Genomic DNA, 25,005 nt, shown 5'->3' with positions numbered 1-25,005 from the left:
ACCGTCGTCGGTCCAGCCCCCTGCGTCGCGAGACGCGCCCGCAGGCTAACCCGACAACCGCCTGCCGCAGAAACCCGCGGCGCGCCGGTCAGGCGCCGAAGCCCGTGCGCTGCTCCCCGGACCTCGACGCGCGCAGGCGCGCACCCTTCGCGCGCGCCTGGTCGCCCAGGTCCGCCTGGAAGGCGACCATCTTCTCCCGCAGCCGCGCGGAGTCGTCGTCGGTGCCGGCCGCGAGGATGCGCGCGGCGAGCAGGCCCGCGTTGCGCGCCCCGCCGACGGAGACCGTCGCGACGGGGACGCCCGCGGGCATCTGCACGATCGACAGGAGCGAGTCCATGCCGTCGAGGTGGCGCAGCGGCACGGGGACGCCGATCACCGGCAGCGGCGTCACGGCGGCGAGCATGCCCGGCAGGTGCGCCGCTCCCCCGGCGCCCGCGACGATCACGCGCAGGCCGCGCTCGGCGGCGCTGCGCCCGTAGTCGATCATCTCGACGGGCATGCGGTGCGCCGAGACGACGTCGACCTCGACGGGCACGCCGAACTCGGCGAGCGCGTCGGCCGCGGCCTCCATGACGGGCCAGTCGGAGTCCGACCCCATGACGATGCCGACGACGGGGTTCTCGCTCATGCTCGCTCCTCGTTCGGGGTGCCCTCGGGGCCCTCGCCCCGCAGGATCGCGGCCGCGGCCAGGGCCCGACGCCGGGCCTCGCCCAGGTCGTCGCCGCTCACGTTCACGTGGCCCAGCTTGCGCCCGGGGCGCACGCCCTTGCCGTACAGGTTGACCTTCGCGTCGGGGAAGGCGGCGAGGACGTCGGGCAGCGCGTCGGTCAGCTCGCCGAGCGTCGAGCCGAGCACGTTCGCCATGACGGTCCAGCGGGCGGTGGCCGTCGTGTCGCCGAGGGGCAGGTCGAGCACGGCCCGCAGGTGCTGCTCGAACTGGCTGGTCACCGCGCCGTCGATGGTCCAGTGCCCGGAGTTGTGCGGGCGCATCGCGAGCTCGTTCACCAGCACGCGCGGCCCGTCGTCGCCCGGGACCTCGAACATCTCGACCGCGAGCACCCCCGTGACGCCGAGGCCCTCGGCGATCCGGACCGCCGCGTCGCGGGCGCGCTCCGCCTCGGCCTCCGTGAGTCCGGGCGCGGGCGCGATCACCTCGGCGCACACGCCGTCGCGCTGGATCGACTCGACCACGGGCCAGGTCCGCACCTCGCCCCGACCGTCGATCCCTCCGGACGGACGGCGCGCCACGAGGACGGCCAGCTCGCGCGTGAAGGGCACCTTCTCCTCGACGAGGAGCTCGGGGCCGCCCGTGGCGGCCGCCTCGATCCACTCCGCGACCTGCTCGGCGCCGCCCTCGGCGACCGACACGACGCGCACGCCCTTGCCGTCGTACCCGCCGCGCGCCGTCTTCACCACGGCCTCGCCCCCGACCTCGGCGAGGAAGTCCGCGAGAGCGGTGCGGGCGGCGTCGGGCGCGGTGGGGAGCGCGGCCCAGCGCGGGCACGGCACGCCGAGCTCGGTGAGCCGGCGTCGCATGACGATCTTGTCCTGCGCGTGCACGAGCGCGTCGGGTCCGGGACGCACGGGCGTGCCGTGCTCGAGGAGGTCGGTGAGCAGCGCGTTCGGGACGTGCTCGTGCTCGAAGGTCAGCACGTCCGCCGGGGCGGCACCCGCGGGGGCGATGAGCGAGCGGATCGCGGCCTCGTCGGACGCGGCGCCCACGGGGGCGTCGACCACCACCTGGGCTGCGGACGTGTCCGGGGCCTCGACGAGCACGCGCAGGTGCACGCCGAGCTCTCCGGCCGCGGGGGCCATCATGCGCGCGAGCTGTCCTCCGCCGACCACGGCGATCACTGGGGCTGCCACGTGCACCCACCCTAGTGCCTGGGTGGCGCGGGACCGCGCGTCGCCCGGACTCCGGACCGTCGGCTCCTCGGCCCCGCGACCCGGTGGCCGCCCCCCGGCACCCGGGCGACGCTCAGGAGCGGCCGGTAGCCTCGGAGGGTGACGAGCGACCTGGACCGGCGAGCCGAGGCGAACGCGGCGGCCCCGCCGCGGCGCGAGCGCGTCCTCGCCCGGGTGCGGGAGCTCGCGAAGTTCGGGTCGGTCGGCGCGGTCGCCTACGTCGTCGACCTGGGCCTGTTCAACCTGCTCAGCTTCGGACCGGGCGAGGTCCTCGGCCACAAGCCGCTCACCGCCAAGATCGTGTCCGTCACGGTCGCGACGCTGGTCGCGTGGATCGGCAACCGCTACTGGACGTTCTCCGCACGCCGCACCCAGGCGCGCGGCCGCGAGCTCGCGGCCTTCGTCGTCGTCAACGTGGGCGGGATGCTCATCGCGGTCGGCTGCCTCGCGATCTCCACGTACGCGCTGGGCCTCACGTCCCCGCTCGCCAAGAACGTCTCCGCGAACGTCGTCGGGCTCGCGCTCGGCACGGCGTTCCGCTACGTCGCCTACCGACGCCTCGTGTTCACGGGCGACCGGGCGCGGGACGACGTCGCCGGCCGGGAGACCGCGACTCCCTGACGCCCCCGCCGGGGCCCGGTCGCGTCAGCCGCGGCGCCGGCGACGACGCCCGTGCGCGGAGACCGCGACCCCCGTCGGCAGGACGACCCGCGGGTCGAGGCGCCGCGGCACCCCCGCGAGGAAGAGCGCGAACACCGCGGGCCGACGCTGCGCGAGCTCGAGCCGACCGCCGTCGGACGCCGCGAGGTCGCGCGCGAGCGCGAGACCCAGGCCCGTGCCGGCGCCGGAGGTCACCTCGCGCTCGAAGATGCGGGGGGCGAGGTCGTCGGGGACACCGGCGCCCTCGTCCGACACCTCCGTGACGATCGCACCGCTCGTGCCGGACGGGCGCGCGCGGACCGTCGTCGTCCCGCCGCCGTGCTTGAGCGAGTTCTCGATGAGCGTCGCCAGGACCTGCGCGAGCGCCCCGGGCGTCGCGAGCACCTGGTACTCCGCGGGGACGTCGACGACGAGCTCACGGCCCGCCTTCGCGAACGTCGGGACCCACTCCTCCTCCTGCTGGTGCACGACGTCGAGCAGGCTGACGGCCTCCGTCGTCCCGCCCTGCGCGCGCCGTGACGAGGCGAGGAGGTCGTCGACGACGCCGACCAGTCGCTCGACCTGCTCGAGCGAGATCCGGGCCTCCTCCTGGACGGCCGGGTCGTCCGAGGCCATCGAGATCTCCTCGAGCCGCATGCTGAGCGCCGTGAGCGGCGTGCGGAGCTGGTGCGACGCGTCGGCGGCGAACTGGCGCTCCGCCGCGAGCCGACCCGCGAGCCGGTCGGAGCTGCGCGCGAGCTCGGCGGCCACGAGGTCGATCTCCTCGACCCCCGACGGCTCGAGCCGCGGGCGCACCTGTCCCGACCCGAGCTGCTCGGCGGACGCCGCGAGGTAGACCAGCGGCGCCGAGATGCGGTTCGCCTGCCACACCGCCATCCCGATGCCCGCGGCGAACGCGACGATGGCCGCGGCCACGACGAGCAGCACGACCTGCGCCGCCTGGAGGTACGCGTCCCAGTAGGAGACGGTGAGCGTGACGAGCGCACCCGACTCGGAGTGCAGCGGCTGCTCGATCCCCCGCCCGGTGATCTCCTCGCCCGCCGTGAGCACCGTCCCGTCGGGCAGGGTGACGTAGACCTGCGCCGGAGGGTCGCTCGCGCGGGGCTGGACCGCGTCCGTGATGACGTAGTCGGGGATCTCGTCGCCCGCGGCGAGGCGGGCGTCGATCGAGCGCGAGAGGCGCTCGACGCGCGACGTGACGTCGTCGACCTCCCCCTGCAGCACGAACCGCGCGCCGTAGAACGCCAGCGGGAACCCGAGGAGGATGACGGCGACGGCCACGGCCGCCACCGTCGCCTGCAGCATCCGACGCCGCACGCTGCTCCTCGCTCCCCGTGTCCCTCGTCCCCGGTCGGGGTCGGTCAGCTCTCGCCGGTCTCGAAGCGGAAGCCGAGACCGCGGACGGTCGAGATGTAGCGCGGCGCGTTCGCGTCGTCGCCGAGCTTGCGGCGCAGCCACGACACGTGCATGTCGAGCGTCTTGGTCGAGCCGACCGGCTCGGAGCCCCACACGTCGCGCATGAGGGCGTCGCGCACGACGACCGAGCCCGCGCTGGCGACGAGCACGCGCAGCAGCTCGAACTCCTTGGTGGTCAGGTGCAGCTCGCGCTCGCCCTGGAACGCGCGGTGCGCGGAGACGTCGATGCGCACGTCCTGCGCGGCGAGCTCCTCCTCGTCCACCTGCTCACCGTGCGAGCGGCGCAGGAGCGCCCGCACCCGGGCGAGCAGCTCGGCGAGCCGGAACGGCTTCGTGACGTAGTCGTCGGCACCGGCGTCCAGGCCGACGACGAGGTCCACCTCGTCGGCCCGGGCGGTGAGCACGAGCACCGGGGTGGTGAGACCCTTGTGCCGGATCTCGCGCGCGACGTCGAGGCCGTCCATGTCCGGAAGGCCCAGATCGAGCACCACGATGTCCGCACCGCTCGCGGAGTCGATCGCTCCTTGACCAGTTCCTTGGACGACGACGTTGTAACCCTCACGTGTCAGTGCGCGCGCCAAAGGTTCGGCAATCGCCGGGTCGTCCTCCGCTAGCAGTACGTGGGTCATTCGCTCATGCTAGGGCATCAGTACGACTTCGGTCCCATCGTGTCTCGTGAACTCTGCGACCCTGGTCGGACGCCCCGCCGCCGCCCTCTGCCTAGGCTTGACGCATGGGATGGTACGAGCGGCTCGGGCAGTGGTCCGACGAGCACCGGTTCGGTGTGGACCTCACCGTCACGCTCGTCCTCGCCGTCGTGTTCGTGCCCGCGTCCGCGGCGTTCTCCTCGGCCGGCGCGAGCGGCGTCGGCACGAGCGGCGGCTGGGCCGCGTTCTGGGCGGCCCTCCTGCTCGCCCCGCTGCCCTGGCGCCGGTCCAACCCGCTCGCGTCGTCGATCACCGTGTACTCCGTCGCGCTGGTGCACCTGCTGGCCGGCTACTTCCTGATCTTCCCCGCCGACTTCGCGGTGCTGGTCGCGCTCTACTCGGTCACGGTCTACGGGCCCCGCTGGGCGCACCGGACGGCCATCGTGTCCTCGCTCGTGGGCGCGGTCGTCCTCGGGGTGGCGCTCGGCCTGATGTCCGGTCGCCTCACCGACCTCGCGACGATGGTCTTCTTCACGTCCGCGTTCGGGGGCATGACGTTCCTCGCGGTGTGGGCGTTCGGCCTCGTGCGCCGCTCCCGGCGCGAGACGATCGCCGCGCTCGTCGACCGCGCGGAACGCCTCGAGGTCGAGCGCGACCAGCAGGCGCAGATCGCGACCGCCGCCGAGCGCGCCCGCATCGCGCGCGAGATGCACGACATCGTCGCCCACTCCCTCTCCGTCATCATCGCCCAGGCCGACGGCGGCCGGTACGCCGCCGCCCACGACCCCGACGCCGCGACGCGCGCGCTCGCGACCGTGTCCGAGACGGGCCGCACGGCCCTGGCGGACATGCGCCGGCTCCTCGGCGTGCTCCGGACGGAGCAGCCGCGCGTCGCCGCGCCGCCGGGGGCCGCCGTCGGGCCCGGGGGCACCCTCGCGCTGCCGGGACGGGGGCCGGTGGGCGCGCCGCCCGCCGGCTCGCCGTACGGGCCCGCCGCACCCGGCCACCCGGCGCCCGCGAGCGGCGCGACGGCGGCGCTCGAGCGCGCCCCGCAGCCGGACACCGCCGACCTCGAGACGCTCGTCGCACAGGTGCGCGACAGCGGCATGCGCGTGTCCTTCGTCCGCGTCGGCCAGGCGCGACCGCTGCCCCCCGGGGCAGGGCTCACGGTCTACCGCGTGTGCCAGGAGGCCCTGACCAACGTGCTCAAGCACGCCGGCCCGGACCCGGAGGTCACCGTCGTCGTGCGCTGGGGCGCCACCACGCTCGACCTCGAGGTCGAGGACGACGGGCGCGGCGCCTCGGCCGCCGCCGCGGCGCACCAGGAGGCCCGGCCCGGCGGTTACGGCGTGCTGGGCATGCGCGAGCGGGCCGCGCTCTTCGGCGGGTCCGTGCAGGTGGGCCCGCGTCCCGGCGGCGGGTTCCGCGTGCACCTGCGCATCCCCGTGCCCGCCCTGCCCGGCGCGGCCCCCGGACCGGCCGCCCTCCCCCGACCCCCGGGTCGGGTCGTCCCCGCACCCGCGCCCGCGGCGTCGGGCAGGATGGCCCCGGGCCACCCGGCCGCCGCGACGGCCCCGCCGCCGCCGGCCGTCGACGCGGAGCCCCCGCACCCGGCCCTCGACCGACCGACCGACAGGACACCATGACCGACGCCCTCCCCGACCCCGGCGGCGCGTACGCCGCCGACCCGCTCGCGCCGGTCGAGCCCGTGCGCATCGCGCTCGTCGACGACCAGCAGCTCGTGCGCGCGGGCTTCCGCATGGTGATCGACTCGCAGCCTGACCTCACGGTCGCGGTCGAGGCGGGCGACGGCCTGCAGGCGCTGCGCCTCCTCGCGGACCACCCGGTCGACGTCGTGCTCATGGACGTCCGCATGCCGCACCTGGACGGGCTCCAGACGACGGCCCGGCTCACCGCCGCCGCGGCCGACGGCGGGCACGCGCCCAAGGTGATCGTGCTCACGACGTTCGACCTCGACGAGTACGTGCTCGAGGCGATCCGCTCCGGCGCGAGCGGGTTCCTGCTCAAGGACGCGCCGCCCGAGGAGATGCTCGCGGCGATCCGCACGGTGCACCGCGGCGACGCCGTGATCGCCCCGTCGTCCACCCGGCGCCTGCTCGAGCACCTGGTGACGGCGCTGCCCGCCGAGCAGGCCGACGACTCCCCCGCGCACGCCGCCGTCGAGGGTCTCACCGAGCGCGAGCGCGAGGTGCTCGTCCTCATGGCGCGCGGCCGGTCCAACACGGAGATCGCGAGCGACCTGTTCGTCGCCGAGGCGACGGTCAAGACCCACGTCGGCCGCATCCTCGCCAAGCTCGGCGCGCGCGACCGCGTCCAGGCCGTCGTCACGGCCTACGAGACGGGCCTGGTCCGCCCGGGCTCCTGACTCCCGACCGTCCCGACGGCGCCCCACCGGTCCCCGGACCCGTGGGGCGCCGTCGTGTCAGCCCTCGGCCCGGGTCGGGTACGACCACGGGATGACCCTGCTCGCGTGCAGGACCCGACCCTCGCCGGACGCGGCGGGGCGGGCCGGGTCCGTAGCGTCGTCCACGATCCCCGGCGCACGCCTCCGACCACCGGACCGGCGTGCCGCACGACGGCCCGACGACGAACTCGACGCACTCAGGAGATGACGTGGACACGACCGTGTACCGACCCGCCGACCCCGCCCCTGCCGGCCCGCCCGCGGTGCGGGCCCGCTCGCTGCGCAAGACCTACGGCACGGGCGAGGCAGCGGTGCACGCGCTCGACGGCGTGGACGTGGACTTCGAGCGCGGCCACTTCACGGCCATCATGGGGCCGTCGGGCTCGGGCAAGTCGACGCTCATGCACCTTCTCGCGGGGCTCGACACCGCGACGAGCGGCCACGCCTTCATCGGCGACACCGAGGTCACGGGCCTGAACGACAACGCGCTCACGCAGCTGCGCCGCGACCGGGTCGGCTTCGTCTTCCAGTCGTTCAACCTGCTCCCCATGTTCACGGCGGAGCAGAACATCACGCTGCCCGTCGAGCTCGCGGGCGGCAAGGTCGACCGGACGTGGTTCGACACGCTCGTGCGCACGCTCGGGCTCGAGGCACGCCTGAGCCACCGCCCGAGCGAGCTGTCCGGCGGCCAGCAGCAGCGCGTCGCCATCGCGCGCGCCCTCATCGCCGGTCCGGAGGTCGTCTTCGCGGACGAGCCGACGGGCAACCTCGACTCGCGCTCGGGCGCGGAGGTGCTCAGCTTCCTGCGCCGCTCCGTCCGCGAGCTCGGCCGCACCATCATCATGGTCACGCACGACCCGACGGCCGCCGCGTACGCGGACCGCGTCGTGCTCATCGCCGACGGGCGGATCGCGGGCGACATCAGCGACCCGACGCCCGAGTCGGTGCTCGCCGGGCTCGACGCCCTGCGCACGCTCGAGGCGCCGGGCGCCGACGGCTCCGCCCCCGCGTCGCAGGCGGTGCGCGCCTGATGCTCCGCCTCACCCTGGCGCAGATGCGCCGCAGCATCGGCCGCCTCGTCGCGGCCGGCGTCGCGATCGTCATCGGGACGGCGTTCGTCACGGCGACCCTGATCGCGGGCAACGTCATCACCCAGACCACGAACGACTCGATCGCCGCGCAGTTCGCCGACGCGGACCTCGTCGTGTCCGCGCCGAGCGACCTCACGGCGTCCGACGTCGACGCCCTGCGTTCCGTGAGCGGCGTCGACGCGGTCGACGCGGTCCAGTTCACCTACCTCGACCTGTCGCACGGCTCGAAGCGCGTGTTCCAGCTCGGCGTCCCCGCGCCCTCCGACCCGCGCTTCGAGGCGCTCGAGGTCGTCGAGGGCTCGATGCCCACCGCCTCGGGACAGGTCTCGCTGCCCACGGCCGTGGCCGAGCGCCTCGGCGTCGGGATCGGCGACGCCGTCACGAGCTCGCGCAACGTGTGGGACGCCTCCGCCCCCGAGGGCGGCGCGTACGAGGAGGTTCGCGACGAGCTGACCGTCGTCGGCACGACCGACGACCCGTACGGCGCGTACGCCCAGATGGGCGGGGCCGTCGTCGTGACGGCGGAGGACGTCGCCGCGTGGGAGGCCGCGCAGGCGAGCCCCGACGACCCGGAGCGCCTGTACTCGGCGGCGATGGTCGGGCTCGCGCCCGGCACGGACCTCGAGACCGCGCGCACCGCGCTCGTCGCGGCGTCGCCCGACGATGCCCAGGCCGTGACGCCCGACGAGCACGCCCAGGCGCAGACCCGCAAGATGACGGGTGACCAGGACGTCTTCACGTACGTCATCCTCGGCTTCGCCGCCGTGGCCCTGCTCGTCGCCGCGCTCGTCATCGCCAACACGTTCCAGGTGCTCGTCGCGCAGCGCACGCGCACGCTGGCCCTCCTGCGCGCCGTCGGCGCGAACCGGTCGCAGCTCGCCCGGTCGGTCCTGACGGAGGCGACGATCCTCGGCGTCCTCGCGTCGGTCGGCGGCATCCTGCTGGGTGGCCTGCTCACGCAGGTCGCGCTCCTCGTGGCCCGCGGCGCCGACCTCGGCGTGCCGGTCCCGGCGACCATCACGATGACGCCCGCGGTCGTCCTCGTCCCGCTGCTCGTCGGGACCCTCGTCACGGTCGTCGCGTCGTTCGCCCCGGCGCGCGCCGCCACGCGCGTCGCGCCGCTCGAGGCGCTGCGCCCCTCGGACGCGCCGAACCTCGCGCGCGGTGGTGGGCGCGCGCGCCTCGTGGTCGCGACCCTGCTCACCCTCGGGGGGCTCGCCGTCCTCGGCGGCGGCATCTGGCTGGGCAGCACCGGCAGCCCCGAGATCGGCCTCCTCGCGGGGGTCGCGGGCGGCGCCCTGTCGTTCGTCGGCGTCCTCGTCGGTGCCGTGTACTGGCTGCCCGGGGTCGTGTCGTTCGTGGGCCGGCTGCTGGCCGGCACGGGATCGACGGCGCGGCTCGCCACCGCGAACACGCTGCGCAACCCGCGCCGCACCACGGCGACCAGCACCGCGCTGCTCATCGGCGTCACGCTCGTCGCGATGATGTCCACCGGCGCCGCGAGCGCCCGGACGTCCCTCGACGCCGCGCTCGACGACCAGTACCCGGTCGACGTCCTCGTCGCGACGGACGCCTACGGGTCGACCGAGGACGCCGTGCCGAGCGACGTGGTGCGCGCGGTCTCGGGGACCGAGGGCGTCTCGCGCGTCGTCGAGCTCTCCGGGGTCACGGTCACGCTGCTCGACGGCGCCGAGATCACGATGCACGGGGTGGACCCGGACCAGGCCCGCGCGGTCGTGCGCTCGCCCGACGTGCTCGCCGCGTTCGCCCCGGGCACGGTCATGGTCCCCGAGGCCGACGCGGAGGCCTGGGACGTCGCCGAGGGCGACACGCTCGAGCTCACCGGTCCGGACGGGGCGACCCTCGACGTGACGGCCCACGTCGGGGCCATCGGGGACGGCTGGCTCCTCGACGCGGACGACGCGAAGACCCTCGCCCCGGACGCCCTCGTGTCCCGGCTGTGGGTCGGGCTCGACGACACGGGCGACGCGACGCAGGTCGTGCCCGCGATCCAGGACGCGATCGTCGAGTCGGACACGCCGGTGGAGGTGGCCGGCATCGCCGTCGAGCGTGCGGCCATGCAGAGCGTCATCGACACGATCCTCGGGGTCATCGTGGGGCTGCTCGCGGTCGCCGTCGTCATCGCCCTCATCGGCGTGGCGAACACGCTCTCGCTCTCCGTGATCGAGCGACGACGCGAGTCGGCGACGCTGCGCGCGATCGGCCTCAGCCGGGCGCAGCTGCGGTGGATGCTCGCGATCGAGGGCATGCTCATCGCGGGCGTGGGCGCGGTCTTGGGCATCGTGCTGGGCGTCCTGTACGGCTGGGCGGGCGCGGCGACGGCGCTGAGCGTCATGGGCGACGTGTCGCTCGCGGTGCCGTGGCGGGACGTCGCGCTCGTGCTCGTCGTCGCCCTCGTGGCGGGGCTCGTCGCGTCCGTCGTGCCGGGCCGGACCGCTGCCCGCACGTCGCCCGTCGCGGCGCTCGCCGTGGACTGAGCCGCGGCTCGCCCGGGCCTCACGGCCGACGCGCGCCCCTGTGGACGGACCTCCGTCCACAGGGGCGCGCGCGTTCCCGGGCACGAGGCCGCTCCGTCGGGCACCCTCGCCGGGTGCCGCCCGCTCTCGCCCCTCCGTCGCGCGCCCTCGATCCCGCCGCGTCCCCGTCCCCGCCGGCGCGTACCGCGCCCGCGGGCGAGGCCTGGCTCCGCGTCACGGTGCACCCCGCGACGGACGTCCTGCTCCCTGCGGGGGCGCGCCTGGGCGACGTGCGCGCCGGCCTCGCCGACCTCGTGTGCCGACCCGAGCTGCGCACCGCCGCCCTGCTCGTGGACGGCGTCCCCGTCGACGACGACCAGCGCTGCGGGACCCGGCCCCTGCTCCCCGGGGCGACGGTCGCGCTCGCGCCGCGCGGTCGTGCCGTGGCCACCCCGGCAGGGGCGGCGCGCCCGGACGCCGTGCTGGCCGCGCCGTGGCACGTCGCGGTGCTCGGCGGCGCCGACGCCGGTCGCCTGGTGCCCGTGGGCCGCCACGAGGCGCGTCGCGGCCTGGCCCGGGTCGACGACCTGCGCGTCCGCTGGCGCAGCACGCGCCGGGGCGCACGGGTCCGCGTCCACGCACCGCGCGGTACCCGACGCGTCCCCGACGACGCGGCCGTCCTCCTCGCGCGACCGGCCCGGGCCGGTCGCCGGGTCCCGTCGTGGCGCGGGGTCCGCTGGCGCGAGGGCGACGCGCTCGTGACGCGTCGCGGCGCCTACGCCCTGCGCCCGCGCCCCGACCTCGTGCACGGTCCGCGCATCGGCCCCGCCGACCCCGCCGCACGGGACACGTCGCCGGGCCGACCGAGCGGGAGCCATCTCGCCGCCGCAGCCGTGCCCGCGGTCGCGTCGCTCACCCTCGCCGTGGCGTTCCGCCAGCCCCTCTACGCGCTGCTCGCGCTCGCCGGGCCGCTGGCGCTCCTCGTCCCCGCCCTCGTCGAGGCCCGCCGACGCCGCGCGGGCCGACGGCCCGGTGGCGCGCCGGGACCGGCGTCCGTCGCCCCGCCGACGTCGGACGCCGACCGCTCGCGAGCCGCGACCCCCGTCGACCCGCTGCGACCGCGGCCCGCGGACGCGCTCACCTGGGCGACGGTCGCCCGCATCGCCCCCGTCGTCCCGGCCCGCGCCACGGCTCCGCCCGTGGTCGGCGCCGCTCCGACCACGCTCCCCGCCGGGCCGGGCGACGGCACCGCGGGCTCCCCGGCGCTCCCGGTGCGGCTGCCCGACGGGTGCGTCGCCGTCGTGGGCCCGCGCCCCGCCGCGCTCGCGGCGGCACGGGCCGTGCTCGGGGAGCTCCTGACGACGGGTGCCGTGCCGACGGTCCGGCACCCGTCGCACGCCGCGGCCGACTGGGCCTGGTGCCGCTGGCTCCCGCGCGCCGGCGTCGTCGGGTCCCTGGACGACGCACGGCCGGAGCCCGGTGCGGCGTCCGTCCTCGTCGTCGACGGCGCCCCCACCGCGGGCGAGCTCTCACGAGCCTGGGAACGGCTCGCGCCTGCTGCGATCGACGTGCTCCTCGTGCTGGACGACGCGGCGCGCGTCCCGGCGTGGTGCCGGACGGTCGTGGACGTCTCCGGCCCGACCGCCGTCGTCACCGGCCCCGACGACGCGCGCACCGTGCGCGAGCACGTCGGGGCGAGCGCGGAGTGGGCCTGCGCCCTCGCCCGACGGCTCGCGGCGGCGGACCACCTCGGCCGGCTCGTCGGCACCGACCCGGACGGGCACGAGCCCGGCGACCCGACGGCGCCCTCGCTGCCGCCGGACGTCTCGCTCGGACACCTCCTCGGCCTGCCGGACGCGCCGGACGACCTCGCCGCGTGGGTCGGCGCACGCTGGCGGGACGCGACGCGACGCGACGGCTCCGGGCTGTGCGCGGTGCTCGGGGTCGGGCCCGGGGGCGCACCGGTGACGGTGGACCTCGTCCGCGACGGCCCGCACGTGCTCGTCGCCGGGACGACGGGCGCCGGCAAGTCGGAGCTCCTGCAGACCCTCGTCGCGGGGCTCGCGCTCGGCCGTTCCCCGGAGGAGCTGTCGTTCGCGCTCGTCGACTTCAAGGGCGGCGCGAGCTTCGGGGCGTGCGGCCGGCTGCCCCACGTCGTGGGCACGGTCACCGACCTGGACCCGGGGCTCGCCGGGCGCGCGCTCGCCGGGCTGCGGGCGGAGCTGCACCGGCGCGAGCGCGTGCTCGCGGCCGCGGGGGCGACGAGCGTCGACGAGCTGCCCCGGGGCCGTCTGCCACGGCTCGTCGTCGTGGTGGACGAGTTCCGCGCGCTCGCCGACGATCTGCCTGACCTCCTGCCCGGCCTGCTGCGGGTCGCTGCCCAGGGTCGCTCGCTCGGCGTGCACCTGGTGCTCGCGACGCAGCGGCCCGCAGGGGCGGTGAGCGCGGACGTGCGGGCCAACATCACCCTGCGCCTCGCCCTGCGGGTGGTCGACGTCGCGGACTCGCGCGACGTCGTCGAGTCGCCGCTCGCGGCGCTCGTCCCGGCCTCGGTGCCGGGGCGGCTCGTCCTGCGCCGGGGCGCCGAACCGCCGCTCGCGGTGCAGTGCGCCCGCGCCGGGGCGCCGTCGCCCGTCCCGGCGTCGGGTGCCCGCGCTGCTCCCCCGTGGGCCGTCGCACGCAGGCTCCCCCGTCGCACCTCCCGGGCCGACGACGACGCTCCCGACGCAGGAGCGCCCCGAGCCCGGGACGACCGGCTTCCCCGGATCGTCACCGCGGCCCGCGACGTCGCGGAGCGCGCCGGCCTGCGCCCGGCGCCGCCGCCGTGGCTGCCCGCCCTGCCGGACCGGGTCGCGCAGGACGACCTCGCCGACGTCGCGCGCACGGCCGCGGCGGCGGCTCACGACGCAGCCCTCGGGCCGGGCGGGCTCCCCGACGACCCGGCGCACCGGGGCGACGGACGAGCCGACCTCGTGGACGGTGCGGCGCGCACCGAGACCACGACGCTCCCCGTCGCGCTCGGCGACGCGCCGGACCTCCAGCGCCGGACGGTCGTCCGGTGGGACCCGCGCGACGGGCACCTCGCGGTGCTGGGCCGCGCGCGCTCGGGTCGGACGACGGCCCTGCGCACCGTGGGGTGGGCGGCCCTCGAGCGCGGCTGGACGGTCCACGCCGTCGGCGAGGGGCTCGCCGACCTCGCGTCCCACCCCGGGACCGGGACGGTCGTCGACCGCCGCGACCCGCGCCGCCTCGCCCGCCTCCTGCGGCTGCTCGCGGGTCACGACGACGGGCAGGAGCGCCCCGCGGGGATCGACGGCGCCGACAGGACGCTCCTGCTCGTGGACGACGCCGACGCCGTCCGGTCGGTGCTCGCGGGGACGGCGGGCGGGGCCGGCGCGGACGCGCTCGCGGACGTGCTCGCCGGCCCCACCGCCGTCGCCGTCGGGTGCGGCGGCCCGACGGTCGCGGGGTTGTCGTCGCTGGTCGCGGTGCGTGCGGCGATGGTGTCGCGCGACCGGCACGACGACGTCGCGCTGGGCGTGCCGTCGCCGTTCGCGGGGCGGGGAGGTCCGGCGGGGCGTGCGGTGTGGCTCGGGCCCGGCGAGCCGCTCCTGTGCCAGGTCGCCCTGCCCCCGCAGCCACCACCGGGGCCGACGCCGGGGCCGACGCCGGGGCCGACGCCGGGGAGCACTGCGTCCCCGGCCGGCCGCACCGGGACGGGTCCTGGAGGCGGAGAGGGGCGGCCGGGCGCGTTCCGGCTCCTGCCGGTGCCCGAGCGGGTCGTGACCGCCGAGCTCGCGTCACCCGCCCCACGCCCCGCAACGTCCGGACCACGCCCGGCCGGGGCTGTGACGCTCCGGGTCCCGGTGGGCCGCGGCGGCGACACCGCTGGCGCCGTCACGCTGGACGTGTCGCGGGGAGCGCTCGTCGTCGGACCGCCCGGCTCGGGGCGCACGAGCGCGCTCGCCCTCCTCGCGCGGCACCTGGCGCGCGAGGGCGTCCTCCGGGCGGTCGTCGCGCGCGACGACACGCTCGCGGCGGAGGCCGGCACCAGCACGACCGTCGTGCGGCGCTACGCGCCTGCCGACGTGGGTGCGCTCCTCGACGCCGTCACCGCCGGCACGCGCGAGGGCACCCGCAGGACCCCGTGGGAGCGCACGGGCGAGCTGCCGGGACCGCCCGGGGCGGTCGTGGTCGACGACCTGGACGTCCTCGCCCAGCTCTGCGTGGTCGAGGGCGAGCGGCTCGCGGCGGCGTGCCGGGACGGCCTCGTGCTCGTCGCGTCCGCGACGACCGGCGGGGCGGCGTCGGCGCTGCGCGGTCCGCTCGCGGACCTGCGCGGCGTCCGCGCCGGCATCGTGCTGGCGCCGGCCGAGCGCGGCAGCGCCGAGGTGTTCGGCCGCGGCCTGGAGTGGCTCGCCGAGCCGGGGCGGCCGCGGCCCGGGCGCGGGGTGCTCGTCCAGGGCGCCCGGCTCGCCCCGGTGCAGCTCGCGCTGCCCCCGGCGGGCGCTCGACGCTCAGGGGCCTCCGGGGACGAGCCGTCGGAGCCTCGGTCGTGACGCGCCGGGACGGGTCAGGCGGCGGCCCGGGAGTCGTGGGTCGTCGCCTCGACGACCGGACGCAGCATGAGCAGGACCAGGACCACGACCGCGAGCACGAGCGCCGCGACGACCCACGGCGTCACGCCGACCTGGAGCGAGCTGATCGCGACGACGCCCTGCAGGATCTGCCACGTCGCGACGGGCGACCGCGCCCAGCGCTGCCCCCGCAGCAGGCCGCGCATGCTCGCGGCGAGGACCGCGGCGACGCCCAGCGCGAAGACGACGAGGAACACGCTCACCCCGAACGACTGCGACCCGCCGCGCGCGAGCTCCACGAGGAGGAGGACGGCGCCGACGACGAGGACCATGACCTCGATCCCGACCCCGACGAGGAGCGCGGTCAGCGCCGGGGGCCGCACCCCGCCGTCGGGCGCCGGGTCGGGCGTCGTCGGGGGCTGCTCGGGCGGGTGTCCGGAGGGCTTGCGGGGAGGCACGATCACCCAGCGTACGCGCCGACCTGCGGCTTCACACCCGTGTGACGAAGACCTCACGATTCATGCGACGGAAACTTTCTCGTAACCCCTTGTGCTGCGCTTCACGAGGTGTGAACCTGGTTCAAGCATCAATCACCCCCGCCTCGAGCCCTGGTCCAGGCAGCCCCCTGCCGGGCATCACCGCGACGAGTCATCACCTCGCGACCAGGCTCCCCTCTGCCAAGGAGACGACGACCATGGACTGGCGCCACCGCGCAGCCTGCCTCGACGAAGACCCCGAGCTCTTCTTCCCGATCGGCAACACGGGCCCCGCGCTCCTCCAGATCGAGGAGGCGAAGGCCGTGTGCCGCCGCTGCGACGTCGTCGACACGTGCCTCAAGTGGGCCATCGAGTCCGGGCAGGACGCGGGCGTCTGGGGCGGCCTCTCCGAGGACGAGCGCCGCGCCCTCAAGCGCCGCACCGCCCGCGCGCGCCGCGCCGGCTGACAACGCTTCACCGCGCTCCGCCCGCCACGGGCGTCGAGCAGCAGGTCGACGACGGGCCGTCACCCTCCGGGGTGACGGCCCGTCGTCGTACCGGGCGGTCGCGCCACGCGGCGCCACCGGGCCGTCCCGCCGGCCGGCCCACCAGGCGGTCGCGCCAGGCGGTCCCGCCGGGACGCGCGCGCTCAGGCCTGGCGGTTGCCGTCGCGCAGGACGAGGGCGAGCACGACCTGCGTGCCCCCGCCGGGACGCGGCGACCACTCGATGGTGCCGCCGAGCTCGTTCGTCACGAGCGTGCGCACGATCTGCGTGCCCAGCCCGCTCTTCGCGGCCTTGCCCGCCCGGGCGACGTCGCCGTCGGGCATGCCGACGCCGTCGTCCGCGACCACGATGCGCAGGGCCGAGCCCTCGCGCTCGACCGCGACCTCGACGGTCCCCGTGTCCTGCTTCGCGAGCCCGTGCTCGACGGCGTTGGTGACGAGCTCGGTGAGGATGAGCGCGAGCGGCGTCGCGTCCTCCGCGGGCACGAGGCCGAAGCTCCCGGTCCGGACCGTGCGCACGCTCGTGTCCGCGGACGCGACGTCGGCGGCGAGGCGCAGGGCCCGGCCCACCATGTCGTCGAACTCGACCTCCTCGTCGAGCGTCTGCGACAGGCTCTCGTGCACGAGCGCGATCGTCGCGACGCGGCGCATGGCCTCCTCGAGCGCGGCACGGGCCTCGGGCACGTCCATGCGCCGGGCCTGCAGCCGCAGGAGCGCGGCGACCGTCTGGAGGTTGTTCTTCACGCGGTGGTGGATCTCGCGGATCGTCGCGTCCTTGGTGATGAGCTCGCGTTCCCGGCGGCGCAGCTCCGACACGTCGCGGCACAGCAGGACGGCGCCGATGCGCTGGCCCGACTCGGTGAGCGGCAGCGCGCGCAGCGACAGGGCGACGCGCTGCGCCTCGATCTCCGTGCGCCACGGCGCCCGGCCCATGACCACGAGCGGCAGCGACTCGTCGACGGGGGTCTGGTGCTCGATGAGGTCGGCCGTCACCTCGGCGAGCGACCGCCCGACGAGCGGGCCGATGACGCCCAGGCGGTGGAAGCAGCTCAGCGCGTTGGGGCTGGCGTAGAGGACCTCGCCCTCGGAGTTCAGCCGGATGAGGCCGTCGCCGACGCGGGGCGCGCCCCGGCGCGGGCCGGTCGCGGCGTTCGGGAAGGGGAACTCGCCGCGCGAGATCATCGCGACGAGATCGTCCGCGGCCTCGACGTAGTTGAGCTCGAGGCGGCTGGGCGTGCGCCCGCTGCCGAGGTTGGTCTGCCGCGCGACGACGGCGATCGCGCGACCGTCGTGCACGACCGGGATGGCCTCCTCGCGCACGGCGTACGCGCCGAACCAGCGCGGCTCGCGCGAGCGCTGCGAGCGCACCTCGGTGAGCGCGCGCTCGAGCTGCGGTCGCTGACCCTCCGGCGCGAACGAGCCGACGATGTCGTCGTAGTGGACGGTCGCGCCGGTCGACGGGCGGCACTGCGAGACCGCGACGAAGTTGCCGTCGGTCGTGGGCAGCCAGAGCACGAGGTCGGCGAACGCGAGGTCGGAGATCACCTGCCAGTCGCCCACGAGCAGGTGCAACCACTCGTTGTCCGCCGGGCTGAGGTCGGCGTGGCGGGAGATGAGGTCACTCATGGCAGACACGGACCCCAGCGTAGAGGGGTCGGACAGGTAGAGTCCCCTCAGCGCCCGCGCGCGCGGTCGCCCGAACCCGTCGACCGACCTGCGACCGACCCGTGGCCGACCCGCCCGGGCCGGCGGCAGGTCGACCCAGGGCCCGAGGAGGTCCCGTGCACCTGAGCGTCGAGCTCCGCTACCCCGCCGCCGTCCCCGTGGTCGGCGCGATGCTCGCCGACGAGGAGTTCGTGCGCTGGCGCGCCGCGCGCTCCGGCGGCGACGGGGCCCACGTCGAGCAGGTCGACGTCACCGGCAGCGCCGCCGAGGGCTTCACCGTGACGGTCCGTCGCACCCTGCCCACCGACCAGATCCCGGCCCACGTCCGGTCCTTCGTCGGCGGCCAGCTCGAGATCCGGCAGGCCGAGGCGTGGGAGCCGGAGCGCGACGGCGAGCGGTCGGGGACCGTGTCGCTCGAGATCACCGGCGCCCCGGTGCGGCTCACCGGCACGGTGAGCCTCGCCCCGGACGGCGAGGGAACCGTCGAGCGCTACGCGGGCGAGGTGAAGGCGTCGGTGCCGCTGTTCGGGGGCGCGATCGAGCAGGCCGCCGCGCAGGCCGTCCGGGCCGCCCTGGCGGCGGAGGAGGCCGCGGGCCGGGAGTGGCTCGCCCGCTGAGGGCGCTCGCGGACTCGCACGCGCCCGCGGAGCCGGTCTCGAACCGGTAACGATTTCCCCCGAACCCGACCGATCGGTAGGTCACGAGAACGCCCTGACCTGCGACGATGCGTGAGTGGGAGCGCGACCACACTGCGCCACGACCTTCCGGCGCTTGACACGGGTTCCGCGGGGAAAGCACGATCAGGCCGTTGTGTGGAAGCGCTACCACTTGGAGGTGGGAGCGCTGCCACGACCCCGCCCCACCGACAAGGGAGTCACCGTGCTGAGCAGCACCCGTACGACCCGCCGGCCCCGCAAGGCGATCACCGCCGTCGCAGGCCTCGCGGCCATCACCCTCGCCCTGACCGCGTGCTCGAGCGGCTCCGGCTCGAACGACGACGAGACGGGTTCCGGCGACGGCGAGAAGATCACCCTCACCGTGGCCACGTTCAACGACTTCGGCTACAGCGACGAGCTCCTCGCGGCGTACACGGAGGCGCACCCGAACGTCACCGTGAAGCAGACCAAGGCCGCCAAGTCCGAGGACGCGCGCACCAACCTCACCACCAAGCTCGCCGCCGGCGGCGAGGGCCTGGCGGACATCGAGGCCATCGAGGTCGACTGGCTCCCCGAGCTCATGCAGTACCCCGACCTCTTCACCGACCTCACCGACTCGTCACTCGACGGCCGCTGGGTGGACTGGAAGGTCCAGCAGGCGACGACGCCGGACGGCAAGCTCATCGGCTACGGGACCGACATCGGCCCGAGCGCGATCTGCTACCGCCAGGACCTCTTCGAGGCCGCCGGCCTGCCGACCGACCCCGCCGAGGTGGCGGAGCTCCTCGGTGGCGAGGACGCGACGTGGGACGACTACTTCGCCGCGGGCAAGACCTTCGTCGCGGCGAGCGACTCGGCCTGGTACGACTCCGCGATGTCCATCTCGCAGGCGATGGTCAACCAGATCGACAACGCGTACGAGGAGTCCGACGGCACGCCCAAGGACCTCGCCACGAACCAGCCGATCATCGACATCTACGACACGGTCCTCGAGCAGTCGACGACGAACGAGCTCTCCGCAGGCCTCGAGCAGTGGTCGGGCGACTGGGACGCCGCGTTCCAGAACGACGGCTTCGCGACGATGATCTGCCCCGCGTGGATGACCGGCCCGGTCGAGGAGCGCTCGGGTGGCGTCACCGGCTGGAACGTCGCCGACGTCTTCCCCGGAGGCGGCCTCAACTGGGGCGGCTCGTTCCTCACGGTCCCGGCCTCCGGCCCGAACGCCGAGGCTGCGAAGGAGCTCGCTGCCTGGCTGACCGACCCGGCGCAGCAGACGACGGCCTTCGAGAACGCGGGCACGTTCCCGTCGCAGATCGAGGCACAGGAGTCCGACGCCGTGCAGTCGTTCACGAACGACTTCTTCAACGACGCCCCGGTCGGCACGATCTTCGTGAACCGTGCGCTCGCGATCGACAGCGCGCCGTTCAAGGGCGCCAACTACTTCTCGATCCACACGACCGTCCAGGACGGCATCAAGCGCGTGGACGTCGAGAAGACCGACGACGCCGCGTCCTCGTGGCAGAAGACGCTCCAGTCCTTCCAGGACCTGGGCCTGTGACCTGACGGGGCCGGGGCGGCACCACGGTGCCGCCCCGGCCCCGCTCGCGTCCACCGCCGGGCGCCGCCGCCCCGGCGGCCGCCCGACCGCCACCCGCAGTCACCAGCAGCCCAGGAACCTCACATGGCCGTCCTCTCGCCCACCCAGCCCTCCCCGGGGCTCAGCGGGCCGACGCCGCGCACGCCGCGCCGCGTCGGCTTCTCCCAGCGCCTGAGCCGCTGGGACGTCAAGGTCTCGCCCTACCTCTACATCTCGCCCTTCTTCATCCTGTTCGCGATCACGGGTCTCTTCCCGCTCGTGTACACGGCCGTGGTGTCGGTCTACGACTGGAACCTGCTCGGCGGCCAGGGCGACTTCGTCGGCCTCCAGAACTACACGGACGTGCTCGCGCAGCCGACGTTCTGGAAGTCGCTGCGCAACACCGTCTCGATCTTCGTCCTGTCGTCCGTGCCGCAGGTGGTCGCCGCCATCGCGATCGCCGCGCTGCTCGACCAGAACCTCCGCGCCGCGACGTTCTGGCGCATGGGGGTCCTGCTCCCGTACGTCGTCGCCCCCGTCGCGGTCTCGATGATCTTCGGCCGCCTCTTCGCCGACCAGTACGGCCTCATCAACGAGCTCCTCGGGGTCGTCGGCATCGAGCCGATCCGCTGGCACGCGGACGCGCTCGCGAGCCATGTCGCCATCGCGTCGATGGTGAACTTCCGCTGGACCGGCTACAACGCGCTGATCTTCCTCGCCGCGATGCAGGCCGTGCCGCGCGAGCTCTACGAGGCCGCGATCATCGACGGCGCCGGTCGCGTGCGCCAGTTCTTCTCCGTGACCGTCCCGCAGATCCGCGCCACGATCATCTTCGTCGTCATCACGTCGACGATCGGCGGCCTGCAGATCTTCGACGAGCCGCGCATGTTCGACGCGCAGGGCCTCGGCGGCGCCGACCGCCAGTGGATGACGACCGTGCTCTACCTCTACGACGTCGCCTGGGGCAACCAGAAGAACTTCGGCCGCGCGGCCGCCGTCGCCTGGCTGCTGTTCCTCCTCATCATCCTCGTCGGGATCGTCAACTTCCTCGTCACCCGACGGATCGCGACGTCGAACGCCCAACCACGACCGCCGCGGTGGGTCCGTCGTCGCCGCGAGACCCAGAAGCGCCTGCGCGCCGAGCGCGCCATGTCGGCGCAGCGCTCGAGCACGGGTGACACGGATGCCGACACGACCGCCGCCAGCACGACCGACCGGAGGAAGCGATGAGCTCCGTCCCCGTCATCGCCCAGACCGCCGGGCCGGGTGCGGCCCGCGCGGCCGCCCGACGCCGCCGCGCCGGGAAGAACGTCGGCGGCACCCAGCGCCGCCCCCGGTGGGTCACGTACACGATCCTCGGGGTCGTCCTGCTCGTCTCGATCTTCCCGCTGTACTTCACGCTGATCCTGGGCTCCTCCACGCCGGAGGAGATCTCGCGCAGCGCGCTGCCCCAGCTCCTCCCGGACGCGAGCCTGTTCGACCGGTTCGCCGAGGTCATGAACTCGGACGCGATCAACTTCTGGAAGGCCGCCTGGAACTCGGTGGTCGTCGCGGTGCTCACGTCGCTGTCCGTCGTGCTCTTCTCGACGCTCGCTGGCTTCTCCTTCGCCAAGCTCCGGTTCCGCGGGCGGGGGCCGCTGCTCGTGTTCGTCATCGCGACGATGGCGGTCCCGACGCAGCTCGGCGTCATCCCGATGTACATCCTCATGTCGGACCTCGGCTGGATCGGCAAGCTCCAGGCCGTCATCGTGCCGGCGCTCGTCACCGCGTTCGGCGTCTTCTGGATGACGCAGTACCTGGGCGAGGCGCTGCCGTACGAGCTCATCGAGGCGGCCCGCGTCGACGGCGCGTCGATGTTCCGCACGTTCTGGTCGATCGCGCTCCCCGCGGCGCGACCCGCCGCCGCGATGCTCGGCCTGTTCACGTTCGTGCAGCAGTGGACGAACTTCTTCTGGCCCTCGATCGTGCTCAACCAGAACAACCCGACGCTGCCGCTGGTGGTGCGGTCCCTCCAGGCGAACTTCTTCGTCGACTACTCGCTCGTGATGGCGGGGATCTTCCTCGTGACCCTGCCACTGATCGTCATCTTCATCTTCACCGGCCGCCAGCTCGTGGCGGGCATCATGCAGGGCGCCGTCAAGGGCTGACGCCCGGCGCCACCGCGCGGCACCCGGTCGCGCGCCACCTCGGCGTGGCGCGCGACCGGCCGTGCGGCCGACCGTCGCGCGGGCAGCCCACCGGCCCTCCCGCGTGCCACTCCTCGACCTCTCGAAGGACAATCGACCCATGACCAGCTTCGTCCCGTCCGCGCCCCTCCTCCCGAACCCGGCGACCGCGACCGGGCGCGTCGAGATGCCCCCGGGCTTCCTCTGGGGCGCCGCGACCGCCGCGTTCCAGATCGAGGGCGCCGGGCACACGGACGGTCGGACGGACTCCGTGTGGGACGCGTTCGCCCGCGTCCCGGGCGCCGTCGTGAACGGCGACGACGGCATGGTCGCGTGCGACCACTACCACCGGTACCGCGAGGACGTCGCGCTCATGCGCGACCTCAACCTCGGCACCTACCGGTTCTCGACCTCGTGGGCCCGCGTGCGTCCCGACGGGGGCGCCGTCAACCCGGCCGGGCTGGCGTTCTACGACCACCTCGTGGACGAGCTGCTCGGCGCGGACATCCTGCCGTGGCTCACGCTCTACCACTGGGACCTGCCGCAGGCGCTCGAGGAGAAGGGCGGCTGGACGTCGCGCGACACGGCGTACCTCTTCGCCGAGTACGCGGTGACGATGCACGAGGCGCTGGGCGACCGCGTGGGCGTGTGGACGACGCTCAACGAGCCGTGGTGCTCGGCGTTCCTCGGGTACACCGCGGGCGTGCACGCGCCCGGTCGTCAGTCGCGCGAGGACGGCCTCGCCGCGGCGCACCACCTGCTGCTCGGCCACGGTCTCGCCGTCCAGGCGCTGCGCGAGCGCGCGCCCGAGGCGAACCTCGGCCTGACCCTGAACTTCACGGTCTCCGACCCGGTCGACCCGCAGGACCCGGCCGACGTCGACGCCGCGCGCCGCATCGACGGGCAGTTCAACCGGATCTTCCTCGACCCCGTCTTCCACGGCGAGTACCCCGCGGACGTCCTGGAGGACGTCGCGCCCTACGGGCTGCTCGACCACGTCAAGGACGGCGACCTCGAGATCATCTCGACCCCGATCGACACGCTCGGGGTCAACTACTACAACGGCGGCGCGGTCTCGGGGCACCCGCTGCCCGCGGCCGAGTCCGGCGGCGGGACGCGCCCCGAGGGCGTGCGCGACGAGCCCGCGGACGACGCGCCGGTCCGCGCGACGTCGTCCCCGTTCCCCGCCGCCGACGACGCGCACGACCGCTCGCGCGGGCTGCCCCGCACGGACATGGGCTGGGAGGTGCAGCCCGAGGGGCTGACGCGCCTGCTCACGCGCCTGCAGCGGGACTTCACCGGCCCGCGCGGCGTGGCGATGTACATCACGGAGAACGGCGCGGCCTACCCCGACCAGGTCGGAGAGGACGGCTCCGTGGACGACCAGGACCGGCTCGAGTTCATCGACGCGCACCTGCGCGCCACGCGCGACGCGATCGACGCCGGCGCGGACGTGCGCGGGTACTTCGCGTGGTCGCTCCTCGACAACTTCGAGTGGGCGCTCGGCTACACCAAGCGGTTCGGCATCGTCCGCGTCGACTACGAGACGCAGGAGCGCACGGTGAAGGCGAGCGGCGCGTGGTACGCGCAGGTCGCGCGCGACAACGCGGTGCCCGCGCGCGGCGCGTCCGCCGCGGACGCCACCGTCGGGGAGTGACGACACGGTGAGCGGGGCGGTGCGGTCGGCCGGGCGCGCGCGGGATACTGTCCTGATGAACAGCCTGCGCTCCGCGCCGACCCTGGACGAGGTGGCCCAGACGGCGGGCGTCTCGCGCTCGACCGCGTCGCGCGCGATCAACGGCGGCCTGCGCGTGTCGCCCGAGGCCCAGGCGGCGGTCGACGCCGCCGTCGCCCAGCTCGGCTACACGCCCAACCGCGCCGCCCGCTCCCTCGTGACGCGCCGCACCGACTCGATCGCCCTCGTGGTCCCCGAGCCGGACGAGCGCATCCTCACCGACCCGTTCCTCGCGGGCACGATGCGCGGCGTGAGCGCGGCGCTCGGCGGCACGGACCTGCAGCTCGTCCTGCTCTTCGCGCGGCCCGACGAGCAGCCGGGCCGCATCGTGCGGTACCTGAGCAGCGGGCACGTGGACGGCGCGATCGTCGCGTCGCACCACCGCGACGACGAGCTCGAGGAGGCGTTGCTCGCGGCCCGGCTGCCCGCCGTGTTCGTCGGGCGGCCGTTCCGCCCGACGCCCGACCTCCTCTACGTCGACGTCGACAACGTCGAGGGCGGCCGCCTCGCGGCGCGCCGGCTCGTCGAGGCGGGGCGCCGCCGCATCGCGACGATCGCGGGACCGCAGGACATGACCGCCGGCGTCGACCGGCTCACGGGCTGGCGCGAGGTGCTGCAGGGCGCCGGCCTGCCCGACGACGCGGTCGAGATCGGCGACTTCGCCGTCGCGGGCGGGGCCGCCGCGATGGAGCGCATCCTCGCCGCGCACCCCGACGTCGACGGGCTGTTCGTCGCCTCGGACCTCATGGCGGAGGGTGCGCTGCGCGTCCTCGCGGCGCACGGGCGCGACGTGCCGCGCGACGTGTCGGTCGTGGGGTTCGACAACCTCGCGACCGCGGCCTCGACGGTCCCGCCCCTCACCACGGTCCAGAACCCCATGGTCGAGATGGTGCGCGGTGCGACCGACCTCCTGCTCGACCTCGTCGGCGGGCGTGGGGGCGAGATCGCGTCGCAGGTCCTCGCTCCCGAGCTCGTCGAGCGCGACTCGGTCTGACGCGGTCGGGCGGCGGCGCGTGCGTCGGGTGCCGC

The 25,005-nt window shown here is 75.3% G+C and carries 19 protein-coding genes; 13 read left to right on the top strand and 6 right to left on the bottom strand.

Annotated features, from left to right (window positions below; genetic code table 11):
• Positions 1 to 88 precede the first annotated feature (88 nt).
• Both purE and ABRQ22_RS04050 read right to left on the bottom strand, forming a co-directional pair.
• Entirely contained in the window at positions 89 to 628 is a 540-nt protein-coding gene (purE, locus tag ABRQ22_RS04055) for a 5-(carboxyamino)imidazole ribonucleotide mutase (RefSeq protein ID WP_253053121.1), read from the bottom strand.
• Complete coding sequence (locus tag ABRQ22_RS04050; protein WP_353708670.1) at positions 625 to 1,866, bottom strand: 5-(carboxyamino)imidazole ribonucleotide synthase; 1,242 nt, start codon at positions 1,864 to 1,866, stop codon at positions 625 to 627. Before ABRQ22_RS04050 ends, purE begins: the two co-directional genes overlap by 4 nt.
• Positions 1,867 to 2,004: 138 nt before the next feature.
• On the opposite strand from ABRQ22_RS04050, the gene ABRQ22_RS04045 reads away from it, so the two are divergent.
• Positions 2,005 to 2,526 carry a GtrA family protein gene (locus tag ABRQ22_RS04045; RefSeq protein WP_353708669.1) on the top strand — a complete coding sequence of 174 codons (522 nt, stop codon included), beginning with the start codon at positions 2,005 to 2,007 and terminating at the stop codon, positions 2,524 to 2,526.
• Between the two features lie 24 nt (positions 2,527 to 2,550).
• Here the strand turns inward: ABRQ22_RS04045 and ABRQ22_RS04040 are convergent, their stop codons facing one another.
• Positions 2,551 to 3,882, bottom strand: a complete 1,332-nt coding sequence (locus ABRQ22_RS04040) for an ATP-binding protein (protein ID WP_253053115.1) — start codon at positions 3,880 to 3,882, stop codon at positions 2,551 to 2,553.
• Positions 3,883 to 3,926: 44 nt separating this feature from the next.
• Positions 3,927 to 4,610 carry a response regulator transcription factor gene (locus ABRQ22_RS04035; protein WP_031316534.1) on the bottom strand — a complete coding sequence of 228 codons (684 nt, stop codon included), beginning with the start codon at positions 4,608 to 4,610 and terminating at the stop codon, positions 3,927 to 3,929.
• Positions 4,611 to 4,714: 104 nt separating this feature from the next.
• Here ABRQ22_RS04035 and ABRQ22_RS04030 point away from each other — a divergent pair, with 104 nt between their 5' ends.
• The 5 genes from ABRQ22_RS04030 (at position 4,715) to ABRQ22_RS04010 (ending at position 15,180) form a co-directional block, all read left to right on the top strand.
• A complete protein-coding gene (locus ABRQ22_RS04030) occupies positions 4,715 to 6,274 on the top strand; it encodes a sensor histidine kinase (RefSeq protein ID WP_353708668.1) in 1,560 nt (519 codons plus the stop codon).
• Complete coding sequence (locus ABRQ22_RS04025; protein WP_253053111.1) at positions 6,271 to 7,014, top strand: response regulator transcription factor; 744 nt, start codon at positions 6,271 to 6,273, stop codon at positions 7,012 to 7,014. The genes ABRQ22_RS04030 and ABRQ22_RS04025 overlap by 4 nt, the downstream gene beginning before the upstream one ends.
• Before the next feature lie 248 nt (positions 7,015 to 7,262).
• Entirely contained in the window at positions 7,263 to 8,084 is an 822-nt protein-coding gene (locus tag ABRQ22_RS04020) for an ABC transporter ATP-binding protein (RefSeq protein WP_353708667.1), read from the top strand.
• A 23-nt stretch (positions 8,085 to 8,107) separates the two neighbouring features.
• Positions 8,108 to 10,642, top strand: coding sequence for an FtsX-like permease family protein (locus tag ABRQ22_RS04015; RefSeq protein ID WP_353708666.1), 2,535 nt, complete (start codon positions 8,108 to 8,110; stop codon positions 10,640 to 10,642).
• Between the two features lie 113 nt (positions 10,643 to 10,755).
• Complete coding sequence (locus ABRQ22_RS04010) at positions 10,756 to 15,180, top strand: FtsK/SpoIIIE domain-containing protein (RefSeq protein ID WP_353708665.1); 4,425 nt, start codon at positions 10,756 to 10,758, stop codon at positions 15,178 to 15,180.
• Between the two features lie 14 nt (positions 15,181 to 15,194).
• On the opposite strand, the gene ABRQ22_RS04005 is transcribed toward ABRQ22_RS04010, so the two are convergent.
• Positions 15,195 to 15,656, bottom strand: a complete 462-nt coding sequence (locus tag ABRQ22_RS04005; RefSeq protein WP_353708664.1) for a hypothetical protein — start codon at positions 15,654 to 15,656, stop codon at positions 15,195 to 15,197.
• 236 nt (positions 15,657 to 15,892) lie between these two features.
• Between ABRQ22_RS04005 and ABRQ22_RS04000 the strand changes: the two genes are divergently transcribed.
• Entirely contained in the window at positions 15,893 to 16,141 is a 249-nt protein-coding gene (locus tag ABRQ22_RS04000) for a WhiB family transcriptional regulator (RefSeq protein WP_021481972.1), read from the top strand.
• Positions 16,142 to 16,323: 182 nt separating this feature from the next.
• On the opposite strand, the gene ABRQ22_RS03995 is transcribed toward ABRQ22_RS04000, so the two are convergent.
• A complete protein-coding gene (locus tag ABRQ22_RS03995) occupies positions 16,324 to 17,805 on the bottom strand; it encodes a PAS domain-containing sensor histidine kinase (protein WP_253053699.1) in 1,482 nt (493 codons plus the stop codon).
• A 155-nt stretch (positions 17,806 to 17,960) separates the two neighbouring features.
• Between ABRQ22_RS03995 and ABRQ22_RS03990 the strand changes: the two genes are divergently transcribed.
• The 6 genes from ABRQ22_RS03990 to ABRQ22_RS03965 all read left to right on the top strand — a co-directional run bounded on the left by ABRQ22_RS03990 (position 17,961) and on the right by ABRQ22_RS03965 (position 24,970).
• Positions 17,961 to 18,461 (top strand): DUF2505 domain-containing protein, encoded by a 501-nt coding sequence (locus tag ABRQ22_RS03990; RefSeq protein ID WP_253053101.1) that lies wholly within the window; start codon positions 17,961 to 17,963, stop codon positions 18,459 to 18,461.
• A gap of 262 nt (positions 18,462 to 18,723) precedes the next feature.
• Positions 18,724 to 20,058: an ABC transporter substrate-binding protein gene (locus ABRQ22_RS03985; protein WP_353708663.1), complete on the top strand. Its 1,335-nt coding sequence runs from the start codon at positions 18,724 to 18,726 to the stop codon at positions 20,056 to 20,058.
• Between the two features lie 123 nt (positions 20,059 to 20,181).
• Positions 20,182 to 21,306, top strand: a complete 1,125-nt coding sequence (locus ABRQ22_RS03980) for a sugar ABC transporter permease (RefSeq protein ID WP_253053097.1) — start codon at positions 20,182 to 20,184, stop codon at positions 21,304 to 21,306.
• Entirely contained in the window at positions 21,303 to 22,223 is a 921-nt protein-coding gene (locus ABRQ22_RS03975; RefSeq protein ID WP_253053095.1) for a carbohydrate ABC transporter permease, read from the top strand. The genes ABRQ22_RS03980 and ABRQ22_RS03975 overlap by 4 nt, the downstream gene beginning before the upstream one ends.
• Positions 22,224 to 22,362: 139 nt before the next feature.
• Positions 22,363 to 23,898 (top strand): family 1 glycosylhydrolase, encoded by a 1,536-nt coding sequence (locus ABRQ22_RS03970; RefSeq protein WP_353708662.1) that lies wholly within the window; start codon positions 22,363 to 22,365, stop codon positions 23,896 to 23,898.
• A gap of 55 nt (positions 23,899 to 23,953) precedes the next feature.
• Positions 23,954 to 24,970, top strand: a complete 1,017-nt coding sequence (locus ABRQ22_RS03965) for a LacI family DNA-binding transcriptional regulator (RefSeq protein WP_353708661.1) — start codon at positions 23,954 to 23,956, stop codon at positions 24,968 to 24,970.
• Positions 24,971 to 25,005: the final 35 nt, after the last annotated feature.

Origin of the sequence: Cellulosimicrobium sp. ES-005 (genome assembly GCF_040448685.1) — a bacterium.
GTDB lineage: Bacteria > Actinomycetota > Actinomycetes > Actinomycetales > Cellulomonadaceae > Cellulosimicrobium > Cellulosimicrobium cellulans_G.
The sequence above is the reverse complement of the archived record's forward strand: the minus strand, read 5'-3'. Positions and strand labels throughout refer to the sequence as shown.